Here is a 13,905-nt window from a genome sequence, read left to right on the forward strand (position 1 = left end):
TCACAGACTCTGCGTCGGCAATCCGAGTGCGGCACGACGATCGGCCCGGAACGATCCGGTCGAGATCGAGGTGACTGCGGCCGGCTGACGAGCAGTCGGGGCACCTCCCCGTCGACGGCGTTCAGCCCCCGGCGCGGGAGGCACCCGATGAGGCACCCGATGCGCCGCCGGAGTCGGCCGGGATCCGGGTGAACGCCGCGCGGTAGCCGCTCGGGGTCAGACCGGTGCTGCGCGCGAGGTGTTTGCGCAGCGAGTCGGTGGTGCCGATGCCGCTGTGGTGGGCGACCAGTTCCATCGACAGGTCGGTGGTCTCCAGCAACTCCCGTGCCCGGTCCACCCGTTGGTGAAGCAGCCACTGCAACGGGCTGAGGCTCGTCTCGGCGTGGAAGCGTCGGGTCAGGGTGCGCACGCTGGTGTTCGCGTGCGCGGCGAGGTCGGCCAGGGTGAGTGGTTCGTCGAGGCGGGCCAGCGCCCAGGCACGGGTGTCGGCGAGCGATACGCCGCTTTCCGGGGGGAGCGGCGACTCGATGAACTGGGCCTGGCCGCCCGGGCGTACCGGTGCCGCGACGACCAGGCGCGCGACGATGTTGGCGGTGGCGGCGCCGTAGTCGGTGCGGATCAGGTGCAGGCACAGGTCGATCCCGGCGGACAGGCCGGCGGAGGTCAGAATCGGCCCGTCCTCGACGTACAGTACGTCCGGCCGCAGGTCCACGGCCGGGAAACGGCGGCGGAACTCCTCGGTCATCGTCCAGTACGTGGTGGCCGCCCGCCCGTCCAGCAGACCCGCCTGCGCCAACACGAACGCCCCCGTGCAGATCGACGCCACCCGCTTTCCCGCCGCCGCGGCGGTACGCAGCGCGGCCAGGATGCGCGGGTCCGCGTCCGCTCGCGCGCCGGTACCGGTGACGATCACCGTGTCGGCGTCGTCCATCGCGTCCAGGCCGTGCGGCACCACGATGTCCAGGCTGCCGGTGCCGACCACGGCGCCGGGCTCGGCGGTACACACCCGGACCCGGTAGCCGGCCACGCCGTCGACCACGTCGACCGCGCCGAGCACCAGTTCCGGGATGGACAGGTCGAAGGTGGTCACCGGTGGCACGGCCACGACGGCTACTCGATGCATGGCCCGAACCTCCGGATGTTTGGCATTCCGGCCACTACCGTACGACCAGGCGCGGGCGAGAGGGTGATCACGTCCCTTCGGACACCCCTTCCTCCCCTCTCCCACCCGGAGCGAACATGTCCTCGTCCTCCGTCTTCCACGTCGTGGTCGGTGCCGGCGCCACCGGTTCGGCCACCGCGCTGCTGCTCGCCGAGTCCGGCGAGCGGGTCCGGATCGTCACCCGCCGCGGCACCGGCCCCGAGCATCCGCTGATCGAACGCGTCGCCGCCGACGCGACCGATGCCGCCCGCCTGGTCGAACTCACGTGCGGCGCACGGACATTGTTCAACTGCGCGATGCCGGCCTACGACCGCTGGCCCACCGATTGGCCGCCACTGGCCGCGGCGCTGCTCACGGCGGCGGAGCGCTCGGGGGCGCACTACGTGATGCTCGGCAACGTGTACGGCTACGGCCCGGTCGACGGGCCGATGACCGAGGACCTGCCGATGGCGCCGAGCACCGTCAAGGGCCGCGTACGCGCGGCGATGTGGACGGACGCGCTCGCCGCGCACGTCGCGGGCCGGGTCCGGGTCACCGAGGTGCGCGCGAGCGACTTCGTGGGGGCCGGTGCGGCCTCGCTGTACAACTTCCTGGTCGTCCCGCACGTACTCGCCGGCACCCCCGCCGCACTGCCCGGCGACCCGGACGCACCGCGGAGTTGGTCCTACATCGGCGACGTGGCCCGCACCCTGGTCGCGGCGGCGCGCTCCACCGAGTCCTGGGGCCGGGCGTGGCACGTACCGTCGTCGACCCGGTCCGCCCGCGCCGTCACCGCCCGCCTCGCCGAACTCACCGGCTCGCCCGTCCCCCGGCTGACCCGGATGACGGCCGAGGAGGTGCGCGCGATCGGCAAGGAGAACCCGATCATCGCCGAGGTCGAGGAGATGCTCTACCTCACCGAGAACGACTCCATCCTCGACGCGACACTGACGACGAAGATCCTGGACGTGACGGCAGCGCCCCTCGACACGGTGTTGCCGGAACTGGCCGCGACACGGCCCGAGGCCGCCTGAGCAGGTGTGGGGAGCGCCGGCAACGGGTCGGCCGAGGAGCCGGCAACCGCCACGCGAGGGTTTCGACACCCGTGCCGGAACTCCATGGCGATGTGTCGGCGGGCCGCGCTAGCATCCGGCCGGTTGTACTTGATCGCGCAACCGGCGGGTGGGGGAACCGATCGTATGCGCGCACTTTCGCGGAACGGAGACCCTCTGTCGGGGGCGCCCTTTTCGGAAGACATGGATGACTCCCATACGTAGGAAGTTCCTGTCCGCCCTGTCCGCCGGAGCCATCACCGCCACCGGTCTGGTGATGCTCGGTGCCGCCCCGGCCGGCGCCACGTCGGCCGGGGACAACGGGGTGATCGTCTACACCCGCTTCAACGACGCCCCTTACGAACAGACGGACCAGTACCGCGTCGGCGTCGTGGACCCCGTCACCGGACAGTCGCGGTTGTTGCCGCTGCCGAACGGGATGGGCTCCGCCAAGGACGCGGTGTTCTCGCCCGACGGCTCCCGAGTCGCCTACTGGGCCATTCGACACGGTCAGGCCGAATACGGCTGGAAGCTGTTCACGGCCCGGGCGGACGGCTCGGACATCCGGGCCGTGGACACCGGCCCGAACGCGACCAACGAAACCGCGGGCCCGATCGTGTGGTGGCCCGGGGGCAACTGGCTGCTGTTCACCCACGGTACCGGTCCGCAGACCAACTACGACGTCTTCACCGTGTCCGCGGACGGCGGCCGAGCGGAGCCGTACATTCGGCTCGCCGCCACGGAGCCGACCGGCACTCCCGGCATCACCTCGATGTCCATCGCCGGGGACGGATCGGTCGTGGTCGCCACGAAATCGTCCGGCGTGGGCAACGCCCAGCGTCTATGGCTGTTCACGACGGACGGCACACTGCGCAAGCTTCGGGACGACGCGAGGGACGCCGAGTTCGACGCATCGGGCCAGGTCGTCATCTACCGTGCGCCGACGGCGGCGGGCCGGCCCGAGTCGGAGTGGCGACCCGCCGCGATGAGACTCGACGGCACTGCCGCGGACCTGTCCGGGATCGACCCGGGCACGAACTACGGACACCTGTCGCCCTCGCCCGACGGCGTCGACCTGGCGTACACCAAGCGGCTGCCCGATCTCGGCTGCGACGTCCTCGCGGTGCGGCGGTCCGCCGCCCCGGAGCAGGTGCTCGCCGGCGGCGCGGGCAACTGCATCCGAAGCGCGTCCTGGCAGTCGGTGCGCAAGAACTACGTGAACCGTTTGGGCGGCGCGAGTTCGGTGGAGACCGCGACCGCCGCCTCGCAGGCGCTGTGGGCCGACAACGGCGTCGCCAAGCCGGGCTATCGGCAGGCCAAGTCCGCGGTGATCACGCGCAACGACCACTTCGGCGACGGTCTGGTCGGCGTGCCGTTGGCGGCGGCCAAGGGTGGGCCGCTGCTGCTGTCCGAGCCCGACCGGTTGCCGGCCGCCACGGCGGCGGAGATCGCCCGCATCCTTCCGCGCGGATCGACCGTCTACATGTTGGGCGGCCCGCTCGCGATCGACACCGCCGTCGAGCAGAAGGTGCGGGATCTGGGTTACACCGTGAAGCGATTGGCCGGGAACTCCCAGTACGAGACCGCCATCGCGATCGCGAACGAGACCAACCCGAACCCGAAGAACGTGTTGTTCGCGACCGGTCGCGAATACTACGACGCGCTCTCCGCGGGTCCCGCGGCGGCCAACCTGGACGCCGTGGTACTGCTCACCGACGGCGGGAGCCTTCCCGCGTCGGTGCGGACCTACCTCGCGCAACATCCCTCCGCCGACGTCTGGGGTGTCGGCACACCGGCCGCGACCGCTTTGTACGAGGACGGCGACCGCGACTTCTACCGGGTCGAGGGCTACGACGCGGTGGAGACCGCGTCCATCGCGGCGAGGACCTTCTTCTACCCGACCCGCGTCGTCGGCGTGGCCACCATGGCCTCGTTCCACGACGCGATGTCCGGTGGCGCGCTGCTGGCCGCGGTCCACGGACCGATCCTGCTGAGCGACCCGACCCGGCTGAGCGACCCGACGGAGGACTACCTGACGCGGAACAGCCCGGCGGTCGGGCTCGTCGCGATCCTCGGCGGCGAGGTGGCCCTGTCGGCCGACGTCGCCGAGAGTGCCGGAAACGCGATCGGGCTGCCCGGCACGATCGAGTACTCGAACGGCGACACCGCTGCCGCGAGCGACAGCCTGAGCCGTGCCGCCCGGTCCGCACCCGCCGCCGCGTCCTTCGGCACGACGGCCGAGCGCACCCCCGGCGGGAACGTGCCGAACCAGCCGGCCGAGACGCGGACCAAGGCGACCCGCAAGGGCTGACGTCTTTCCACACCGTTTTTGCCACCACCGGCGCCGACACCCGCTCACGGGTGTCGGCGCCGGCCGGCGTTTCGGCGACGCGGCCGGGCGGACCCGCGGAGCGCCACACGGATGATCGACGCCGGCGCATCGTGCCGTGCCATGGTTGGTCGATGGCGATCGGCGCGACGGAAGGACCCCCGCGATGAGCACGGTGGATCGGCACGGGCTCGACCTGTCGGGCATGGGCCCGGAGGCGATCCGGCACTACGAACGCGCGCTCGACGCACTGTTGTTCTTCCGGCCGGAGGTGAGCACCGAGGTCGAGGCGGCACTGGCGGCCGACCCGGGCGCGCCGATGGCCAACGTGTTCGCGGCCTACCTCGGCCTGTTGGGCACCGAGTGGGTCGACGCAGCGGCCGCGCGCGAGCGCTACGCCGCCTTCGTGCCCACCCCGACCAGGGTCGGCGCGCGCGAGATCGCGCACATGCGGGCGGCCGACGCGTGGTTGGCGGGCGACATCCACCGGGCCGGCGACATCCTGCACGAGGTCGCCGTGGGGTACCCCCGGGACGCGCTCGCGCTGCTGGTCGGCCATCAGATCGACTTCCTCACCGGCGACGCGGTCCGGCTGCGCGACCGGGTCGGCGGCGCGCTGAGTGCGTGGGATCAAGAAGATCCGCACTACGGGCCGGTGTTGGGCATGGCCGCGTTCGGTCTGGAGGAGGCCGGGCACTACGCCCGCTCCGAACAGGCCGGGCCGGCCGCAGTGGCGGCGAATCCGCGCGATGTGTGGGCGATCCACGCGGTCGCGCACACGTACGAGATGCAGGGTCGGTTCGCCGAGGGCATCCGCTACCTCGACGCCCGCACCGCCGACTGGACCGGCGGCAACTACCTGAACGTGCACAACTGGTGGCACTACGGCCTGTTCTCGATCGAGGCCGGTGCGATCGACCGCGCGCTGGCCGTCTACGACGCGGTGCTGCATCACGACAAGTCGGCGGGGCCGGCGATGGAACTCCTGGACGCCTCGGCCCTGTTGTGGCGCATCCATCTCGCGGGCAACCCGCAGGCCGAGCGCTGGAACCGGCTCGCCGACGCGTGGGCGGCCCGAGCGGACGGTCCGTACTACGCGTTCAACGACACCCACGCGGTGATGGCCTACCTCGGCGCCGGCCGGATCGCCGACGCGCAGGCGGTGGTCGACGACCGCGAGACCTGGCTCGCCGATCCGCACCCGGGCGTGGCCAACCACGCGATGACCGCGGAGGTCGGCCTGCCGGTCTGCCGCGCGCTGGTGGCCTTCGAGCGGGGGCGATACGCGGACACCATCGACACCCTCGTCCCGATCCGGCACCGGCTGAACACCTACGGCGGCAGCCACGCCCAGCGCGACGCGATCCAGCAGACCCTGGTCGAGGCGGCGCTGCGGACCGACCGGCACGACCTGGCCCGGACGCTGCTCAGCGAACGGGTCAACGTACGCCCGACGAGCCCGTACAACTGGCTCGGCCGGGCGCGCCTGGCCGACGCCGTGGGCCGACCCGCGGAAGCCGCCGACGCCCGCGAGCGTGCCGCGGAGCACACCGCCGCGATCACCGTCGCGTGGGGCCGCTGACCTGCCGGGACCGGCGGGTTTCGGCGGGGCGGAGCGGGTGCCTCGACAGGGTGCGGCGAGGGCGTGGCCCCGCGGTGGGCCGGCCGGTCGCGCCCGGGCCGCATGCGCGAGAATTGCGCACTCGTCCCGAGTCGAGCCGATCGACCCGGGAAGCCGGCGACGACACGGGAGACACACATGGGCGAGTCCTCGGCGAGCGAATCCGTAACGCATCGCCAGGTCCCGGACGATCCGGGACTGCTCGCCGCAGCCGCGCAGAGCCCGGGCGGGTCGGTCGCCGAGATCGACCCGGCGTTCGCCGACGACCCCAACGGCTATGTCCCCGGTGAGGCGATCCGCGGCGCGTGGGTGGTCGGGCCCGACGGCCTGCTGACCGGCGAGTACCGGGAGAACCCGCGGCACGGGCCGCCGCAGGACGACTTCGCCAAGCTGGTCGAGAACGACGCGTGGTTCGGCTGGCTCGGCGACGACCCGGTAGGCGCGATCCGCGAGTCGGTCACCGAATGCTTCGAGGACCAGGCTCCCGGTGCCACGCTGACCTGGATGAAGATCCTCGAACCGCCGCGCTGCGCCACCACCGGCCGACCGGCCCCGGACGACGAGCAGTACCTGATCCCCACCCGCGCCGGCGTGGCCGTCTGGTTCGCCGCCCGGATCGCCGCGCCGGAACGGGCCCGCACCACCGTGTGCGGCATCTTCACGTGGGTCGCGATCCACCTCGACGCCCCGGCCGACCGCCGGGACCGGATCTGGCTCGACCTGGACGCCGACCTCGACTGGGCGGAGCAGCAGTTGCCACCGCGGATGTACGGCCTGGACACGGAGTCGAGCGACGCCGCAGGCTCCCCGAGCGCCTGAGCCGCGGCCGGGGCAGGGGCGGTCGCTCCGGCTCTCGCGCTGCGGCGTCCCTGCCTCGGCCTGCCCTGGCCTTGCCTCGCCGGGCCTCGTCGGGCCGCGCCGGCTCCCGCCTTACCGTGCGGCCCGCAGGTGTGGCTTCAGATGCCGAGCGATCGCCTCCGCGAGGCGCGGTGGTACCGCGTTGCCGATCTGCCGGGCGATCTCGGTCTTGGAGCCGCACCACACGAAGGTCTCCGGGAACGACTGGAGCCGGGCCGCCTCGCGGTGCGTGATCGGGCGGTTGACCCGGTCGGTCGGGTCGTCCGGGTTCCACTGCGGGTGCAGGTACTGGCCCTTCTCCGGCTTGTAGAACTCGGTCCGGATGGTCAGCGACGGGTGGTCCCAGCGCATCCGGCCCATCACGTCCGTCGTACCGGTCTTCTTGTTCCGCCAGCAGTCCGGCAGCAGGTGGTCCGGCAGGTCGAAGCGGCCGCCACCCGGCGGGACGCAGTCGTAGCGCAGCAGCGAGCGCTCGATCGGCGTGCGGGCCAGATGCAGGTCCGCCTCCTTGAACACGCCGGGCACGGCGCGGCCGAAGAACTCCGTCTTCGAGACGGGCAGGCTGGTCGTCCCGGGCACGCGCGGCAGGTGCTCGATCGCGTCCCGGACCGTCTTCCAGCGCTGCGGCCGGCCGGGGCCGTGGGTCGGTTCCGGGACGGTGATCTCGCCGATCCGGGAGCCGATCACGATCGCCCGCTTGCGGCGCTGCGGGACGCCGTAGTCCACCGCCGGAAGCAGCGCGTCGGTCAGCACATACCCCTCCAGGAGGCCCCCGGGCTGCGCCTCGGCGAGCAGCAGGGCGAATTCGGCGGACTTCTGGAAGCGGTCCACGTTCTCGATCACGAAGACCTTGGGCCTGGCCCGACGCACGAAGCGCAGGTATTCCTTCCAGAGCTTGTTGCGCGGGTCCTCGACGTTGCGGCTGCCCAGGTTGGAGAAGCCCTGGCAGGGCGGGCCGCCGATGATCAGGTCGGCACGCGGGATGTCCTTGTCCGGGATCTCCGCGATGTCGCCCCAGCGCATGTGTGCCTCGCCGAAATTGGCGGCGTAGGTCGCGGCCGCGTGCAGGTTCCACTCGACCGCCATGACCGGTCGAAAGCCCTTCGCGGCGGCGAATCCGGACGTCATTCCACCGCAGCCCGCGAACAGGTCGATCATGGTGATGGGTCGTGCCATGCGGACAGGTTAGCCGGCCATGCGCCTGGCGATCACGGCATCCCGGACCCTGGCCGCCGCGGTGGCCGCGTCCTCGTGTTCCCAGACGCGTACGACCAGCCAGCCGGCCTCGGCCATGCGTCGGTCGGTGTCCGCGTCGCGGGCGCGGTTTCCCTCGATCTTGGTCTTCCAGAACTCCGCGTTGCGCTTGGGCCAGGTCGCGTGCTCCGGGCACCCGTGCCAGAAGCAGCCGTCGACGTAGACGGCGACCTTGGTCGGGCCGAAGACGACATCCGCCTCGCGGCGGATGCCCTTGAGCGGGCGGCGGTGCACGCGGTAGCGCAGGCCCATGGCGTGCAGCAGGCGCCGCAACGCGACCTCGACGTCGGTGTCCTTGCTGCGTTGGCGACTCATCCGCGCGCGGGTCGCTTCCGTGGTGGTCAGGCTCGTCACGGACACCATGGTGCACGGTCGCACTGTCATCGCGCCCAAGGACCGTCGGCGTGCCTGGGACCGTCGTCGTGCCGTGCCATGGTCGTTGTGCCCGACAACTGTCATCGCGCCCCGGGACGGGGGCTTCGACCGGCGGCGCGCACCGCTCAGGCCGGGTACGCTCGCGCCTCCGTCGCCTTGACCGCCGCCCATACCGGCTTGCCGGGCGCGAGTTCGAGCTCGGCGACCGCGAGTGGTGTGACGTCGGCGAGCAGCGGTACCGGGCCGGTCAGTTCGACCCGGACGGTGTCGCCGTGCAGTTCCATGCCGTCCACCTCGACCTGCCACAGGTTGCGCGGGCTGCCGTCCGGGCGGGTCCGGTACAGCGTCACCGCGGCCGGCGGGAAGGCTACGAACACCTCGTCTGCGTCCGGGAGTTCGGCCACGACCAGGCGCCGGCCGGCGGCCAGGTCGACACCGCCGGCCGAGATGGTGCCGCGGTAGAGGTTCAGGCCCACCAGACGCGCCACGTAGTCGGTGCGCGGATGGCGGGCCACCTCGGCCGGCGTGCCGGTCTGCACCGCGTGGCCCGCCTCGATCACGGTGAGCCGATCGGCCAGCACCATGGCGTCCAGCGGGTCGTGGGTGATCACCACCGCGACCCCGTCGAAGTCGGCCAGATGCCGGCGCAGCGTCGCCCGCACGGCCACCCGGGTACGCGCGTCCAGCGCGGCCAACGGCTCGTCCAGGAGCAGCAGTCGCGGGTGGGTGGCCAGCGCGCGGGCGAGCGCGACCCGCTGGGCCTGCCCACCGGAGAGCCGGCCCGGTTTGACGCCCGCGTGTTCGGCCAGGTCGACCCGGTCCAGCCAGTGCGCCGCCAGGCTTCGGGCGTCGCGCCGGGCGACCCCCTGGCAGCGCAGCCCGAAGGCGACGTTCTCCAGCGCGGACAGGTGCGGGAAGAGCAGGTAGTCCTGGAAGACCACGCCCACCGGGCGCCGCTCGGGCGGCGTGTACAGCCGCTGTCTCGGGTCCTCCAGGTCGACACCGGCCAGCCGGGTGTGGCCGGCGCCGAGCGGGGTGAGGCCGGCCAGGGCACGCAGCGCGGTGCTCTTGCCGGCGCCGTTGGGGCCGAGCAGGGCGACCACTTCGCCGGGCGCGGCGGTGAGGTGCACGTCCAGGCGGAAGGCGCCGCGGGTGACCACCAGGTGGGCGTCCAGGCCGGCGGGGTGGTCGGGGGTCCGGTCCGGGCCCGGGTCGGAGGCGGCTTGCTTGTTCGCGCCGCTCGTCTCGGCCGCGCCGGTCACGAGGTGGTCATCCAGCGCTCGCGCAGGCCGGCCAGGATCAGCACGGACACCGCCAGCAACACGAGGGAGAGCACGATCGCCGCCTCCGGGTCGGTTTCCAGGGCCAGGTAGACGGCCAGCGGCATGGTCTGGGTCTTGCCCGGGAAGTTGCCGGCGAAGGTGATGGTCGCGCCGAACTCGCCGAGCGCGCGGGCCCACGCGAGCACCGCGCCCGCCGCCACGCCCGGCGCGATCAGCGGCAGGGTCACCCGGCGGAACGCGGTCCAGCGGGACGCGCCCAGCGTCGCGGCGGCCTCCTCGTAGCGCGGGTCGGCCGCCCGCAGCGCGCCCTCGACGCTGATCACCAGGAAGGGCATCGCCACGAACGCCTCGGCCACGATCACGCCGGTCGTGGTGAACGGCAGCGTGTACCCGAAGGTGTCGTCCAGCCACTCGCCGACGATGCCCTTGCGGCCGAGCACCAGGAGCAGCGCGACACCGCCCACCACGGGCGGCAGCACCAGCGGCAGTGTGACCAGCGCACGGACCAGCCGGCGGCCGGGAAAGTCGGTCCGCGCCAGCAGCCACGCCAGCGGGACACCCAGGACCAGCACGATGCCGGTGGCCACGGTCGCGGTGAACAGCGAAAGCTTGAGCGCCTCGCGGACCTCGGTACTGCCGAGCTGACTCCCCAGGTCGCTCCACGGTGCCCGGATCAGCAGCCCGACCAGCGGCAGCACCAGAAACACCAGGCCGATCAGGCCGGGCACGAGCAGTGCCAACGGTGCGCCGCCGCGGCGAGAGCGTTCGGCGGCCCGCTTGCGTACGGCCGGCGTGCGCCGGGCCCACGGGCGGACGGCGCGCTTGCGTACTACAGCTCGCTCCTTGTGGGGGACCCGGGGAGGTTCGATCACGGTGCCTGGAAGCCTGCCGCCGTCAGGGCCGTGCGGCCGGGCTCGGACAACACGAAGGCCACGAACGCCTTGGCCGCGTCGGCGTTGGGCGCCTTGGCGAGCGGGACGATCGGGTACGTGTTGACCGCCTGCGCGGATTCGGGGAAGTCCACGCCGACCGCCTTGGCGCCCGCCGCCTTGACGTCGGTGCGGTAGACGAGTGCGGCGTCCACCTCGCCGAGAGTGAGCTTGGTGAGCGCGGCCTTGACGTCCTGTTCGAGCGTCGCGGGGGTGAACTTGACGCCGGACGCGTCGAGAGCGGTCTTGGCCGCGGCGCCGCATGGGACCTGCGGGGCGCATTGGGCGACCTTGAGGCCGTTCTGCTTGAGGTCGGCGAGCGACTTGATGTTCTTGGGATTGCCCGGCGCCACCGCGATCTGCAACGTGTTCTTGGCAAACGCGGTGGGCGTACCGTCGGCGTTCTTGGCATCGGTGACGAGCTTCATGTTCTTCTCGTCGGCCGAGGCGAACACGTCGGCGGGTGCGCCCTGGTTGATGCTCGCGGCCAGCGCCGAGCTGCCGAGGTAGTTGAACTTGACCGTCACGCCCGGGTGCGCGGCCTCGAACTGCCTGCCCAGCGCGCTGAACGTCTCGGTCAGCGAGGCCGCGGCGAACACGTTGACGGTGCCCTTGAGTTGCTTGGCGTCGGCGGCGGGCGCGGACGCGTTGGCGCCGGCCGGCGGCGTGGCCCCGCCGACCTTCTTGTCGTCCTTGTCGTCGTCGCTGCCGCATCCGGCGAGGGTGATCAACGCCCCCGCGAGCAGCGCGGCCGAGACCGCACGTCCGGCCCGTACCGTGCCCACCGCACCCATCGTGTGTTCGCTCCCCACTATTCGAGGGAGTGCTCGCGCGCGCCCTCGGTCCGCTCCACCATGACATTCGTCGACTTCACCACTGCCGTGGCGAGCACCCCGACCTCCAGGCCGAGTTCGTCCGCGGCCTCGGCGCTCATCAGCGAGACCACCCGGTACGGCCCGGCCTGGATCTCGACCTGGGCCATCACCGTGTCCTTGCGGACGTCGGTGACGATGCCGCGGAAGCGGTTGCGCGCCGACGACCAACCGAGCCGCTCGCTGTCCGCGCGGGCGTCACCGGCCGCCACCGAGCGGGCGAACGCGGCGAGCGCCGCACCCTCCACCACCCGCCGACCGTTCTCGTCCCGCCGCGCGTCGAGCCGCCCGGAGTCCACCCACCGCCGCACCGTGTCCGCACTCACTCCGAGCAAAGCCGCCGCGTCGCCGATCCCGAACATGTTCACGGCCGGGATCCTAACCACGAGCGACTCCCCCACAGCGCGAAGCCGATACCCGCAGACGCCGGCAAAAGCCGCCGCATGCGGGCCGTTATCCTCGCAGGTACAAGGCATTTTGGCCACATGCCTCGCAGATTCGATATGGATGAGCAGGCTGCCAGGTCGTGTCGGTCCCGGGCGGCGGACTTCGTCGTGGGCGCGCCGGACCGGTTCCTCCCCGGCCGCGGTCGGGCCCGCCTCCGCGCCGGGAGGCACGTCCCCACGCGGTCGAAGGCCCGACGGGCCGGGCCCGGGCCCGATCACGAGGGCATGCCGGCGGGTGCTGCGGGGCTCACCCCGACGCCGCACCGTGCACCCGCGCGCCTGTGCACAGGGTCCTAGGCTTGGGCCGTGTTCGATTCGCCTGACTTCGATCTGACACCGTATGCGGACTCCGACATGTCCGCTGTGCAGCGCACCTATTGCAGTTGGAGTGAGTCGGGCTGGCGTTCGCTGCTCGTGCAGTGCTTCGACCACGCGGCCGAGGTCGACCACTTTCGGCTCCCCGGAGTCGCCGACCTGCATCTCGTGCTCTGTGCGGCCGGGGACGTGGTCATCCGGACGCACACCGACGGGCGAGCGATCCGGCGCCGCTGGCTTCCCGGCAGTCTGGAACTCATGGTTCCCGGCCGATCGAGCGTGCTCGCCTACCGGACGACCTCCGCGCTGCGCACCGTTCAGGTGCATGTTCCGTCGGCGACCGTCGATCGAGCCGCGGCTCATCTGGGCGGTTCGGAGCCGGACTTCGAAGCCCTGTCGGCTGCGGCAGGCGCGGGCGATCCGGTTGTCGAGCATCTCGTTCGCGCGCTGCCCGGTGCCGGTGGCGCGGACGAGATGTACGCGGAATCCGCCGCGGCATTTCTCGCGGCGCACCTGCTGGTCCACGGTCGGCACGGCCGCCTGCCGGGTCCCGAACACGCGGCGGTCCGCGTGGGCGTCGCCGTCATGCGCGAGCGGCTGGCCGAGCCACTGACGCTGGCCGAGATCGCCGCCGAAGCACACCTGAGCGTCTACCACTTCATCCGCGTCTTCCGGGCGGCGACCGGCGAGACGCCCCATCGGTTCCTCACCCGGCTGCGGATCGAGCGGGCACAGCGACTGCTGGCCGACAGCACCCTCACCATCGGACAAATCGCCGACCGATGCGGTTTCGCGAGCCCCGGCGCACTGTCTTCGGCCTTCCTGAGCCAGGTCGGCGTACGGCCCTCGGTGTACCGCAAGATCTGATCGATGTTCGGCAATCCGGCGCATGTCCCCGGGCCTGCCGCGTCGCCTAGTTTCGGACGGAGCGGCGGCGAACGAAAGGATTCGAATCTTGCGCAGCTACGACGCAACCGCGACCACGACAGCCTCTCCGGCCGCCGTCTGGCGCCTGCTGGTCGACGCCCGTACCTGGCCCGTCTGGTCGGCCGTCGACAGCCTGGACACCGAACGCTCCAGCGGGCTCGATCCGAACGGCCGGGATCCCGTCGGCGCGATCCGCGCGTTCCGTACCGGGCGAACGGTGACCGGAGAGCGGCTGACCGGACTCGACGAGGAGAAGCAACTCACCTACGCGGACGCCTTCAACTGGGCCATCCACGACTACCGGGCGATCGTCGACCTCACACCCGCGCCCGACGGAGGCACGGTCATCCACTGGCACGGCACGTACAACGCCCGTTGGGGAATGGGTTGGCTGATGGATCGCACCATGCGCGACGTCATGCGCCGGATGGCCGACGGCCTTGCCTCCCACGCGGCGGCACAGTCGTCCGGCGCCGAAAGCCGGTAGTCGGGCGTTGCCGTGG

13 protein-coding genes are annotated in these 13,905 nt (G+C 72.0%); 6 read left to right on the forward strand and 7 right to left on the reverse strand.

The window, feature by feature from the left end; all coding sequences use genetic code 11:
* Nucleotides 1–121 precede the first annotated feature (121 nt).
* The gene (locus A3IC_RS0111710) at nt 122–1,123 is read right to left on the reverse strand and encodes a GlxA family transcriptional regulator (protein WP_040876457.1); all 1,002 of its coding nucleotides are present in this window, start codon (nt 1,121–1,123) and stop codon (nt 122–124) included.
* Between the two features lie 116 nt (nt 1,124–1,239).
* On the opposite strand from A3IC_RS0111710, the gene A3IC_RS0111715 reads away from it, so the two are divergent.
* The 4 genes from A3IC_RS0111715 (at nt 1,240) to A3IC_RS0111730 (ending at nt 6,962) form a co-directional block, all read left to right on the forward strand.
* Nucleotides 1,240–2,175, forward strand: coding sequence for an NAD-dependent epimerase/dehydratase family protein (locus A3IC_RS0111715; protein WP_020550240.1), 936 nt, complete (start codon nt 1,240–1,242; stop codon nt 2,173–2,175).
* Nucleotides 2,176–2,401: 226 nt separating this feature from the next.
* Nucleotides 2,402–4,504 carry a cell wall-binding repeat-containing protein gene (locus A3IC_RS0111720; RefSeq protein ID WP_020550241.1) on the forward strand — a complete coding sequence of 701 codons (2,103 nt, stop codon included), beginning with the start codon at nt 2,402–2,404 and terminating at the stop codon, nt 4,502–4,504.
* A 184-nt stretch (nt 4,505–4,688) separates the two neighbouring features.
* Entirely contained in the window at nt 4,689–6,104 is a 1,416-nt protein-coding gene (locus A3IC_RS0111725) for a tetratricopeptide repeat protein (RefSeq protein WP_020550242.1), read from the forward strand.
* Between the two features lie 177 nt (nt 6,105–6,281).
* On the forward strand, nt 6,282–6,962 hold the full coding sequence (locus A3IC_RS0111730) for a hypothetical protein (protein ID WP_020550243.1): 681 nt from the start codon (nt 6,282–6,284) through the stop codon (nt 6,960–6,962).
* Between the two features lie 111 nt (nt 6,963–7,073).
* On the opposite strand, the gene A3IC_RS0111735 is transcribed toward A3IC_RS0111730, so the two are convergent.
* The 6 genes from A3IC_RS0111735 to A3IC_RS0111760 all read right to left on the reverse strand — a co-directional run bounded on the left by A3IC_RS0111735 (nt 7,074) and on the right by A3IC_RS0111760 (nt 12,076).
* Nucleotides 7,074–8,177 carry a DNA cytosine methyltransferase gene (locus A3IC_RS0111735; RefSeq protein ID WP_020550244.1) on the reverse strand — a complete coding sequence of 368 codons (1,104 nt, stop codon included), beginning with the start codon at nt 8,175–8,177 and terminating at the stop codon, nt 7,074–7,076.
* Nucleotides 8,178–8,186: 9 nt separating this feature from the next.
* Nucleotides 8,187–8,618 (reverse strand): very short patch repair endonuclease, encoded by a 432-nt coding sequence (locus tag A3IC_RS0111740; RefSeq protein ID WP_020550245.1) that lies wholly within the window; start codon nt 8,616–8,618, stop codon nt 8,187–8,189.
* A 137-nt stretch (nt 8,619–8,755) separates the two neighbouring features.
* Nucleotides 8,756–9,892 carry an ABC transporter ATP-binding protein gene (locus A3IC_RS0111745; protein WP_020550246.1) on the reverse strand — a complete coding sequence of 379 codons (1,137 nt, stop codon included), beginning with the start codon at nt 9,890–9,892 and terminating at the stop codon, nt 8,756–8,758.
* Nucleotides 9,889–10,653 (reverse strand): ABC transporter permease, encoded by a 765-nt coding sequence (locus tag A3IC_RS0111750; protein ID WP_020550247.1) that lies wholly within the window; start codon nt 10,651–10,653, stop codon nt 9,889–9,891. The genes A3IC_RS0111745 and A3IC_RS0111750 overlap by 4 nt, the downstream gene beginning before the upstream one ends.
* Nucleotides 10,654–10,781: 128 nt before the next feature.
* Nucleotides 10,782–11,636 carry a molybdate ABC transporter substrate-binding protein gene (gene modA / locus A3IC_RS0111755; protein WP_040876489.1) on the reverse strand — a complete coding sequence of 285 codons (855 nt, stop codon included), beginning with the start codon at nt 11,634–11,636 and terminating at the stop codon, nt 10,782–10,784.
* A 17-nt stretch (nt 11,637–11,653) separates the two neighbouring features.
* A complete protein-coding gene (locus tag A3IC_RS0111760; protein WP_040876490.1) occupies nt 11,654–12,076 on the reverse strand; it encodes a TOBE domain-containing protein in 423 nt (140 codons plus the stop codon).
* Nucleotides 12,077–12,514: 438 nt separating this feature from the next.
* On the opposite strand from A3IC_RS0111760, the gene A3IC_RS0111765 reads away from it, so the two are divergent.
* Nucleotides 12,515–13,342 (forward strand): helix-turn-helix domain-containing protein, encoded by an 828-nt coding sequence (locus A3IC_RS0111765; RefSeq protein ID WP_052173410.1) that lies wholly within the window; start codon nt 12,515–12,517, stop codon nt 13,340–13,342.
* A gap of 88 nt (nt 13,343–13,430) precedes the next feature.
* Nucleotides 13,431–13,889, forward strand: coding sequence for an SRPBCC family protein (locus A3IC_RS0111770; RefSeq protein WP_020550251.1), 459 nt, complete (start codon nt 13,431–13,433; stop codon nt 13,887–13,889).
* Nucleotides 13,890–13,905: the final 16 nt, after the last annotated feature.

This window comes from Embleya scabrispora DSM 41855, assembly GCF_000372745.1.
Classification (GTDB): Bacteria; Actinomycetota; Actinomycetes; order Streptomycetales; family Streptomycetaceae; genus Embleya; species Embleya scabrispora.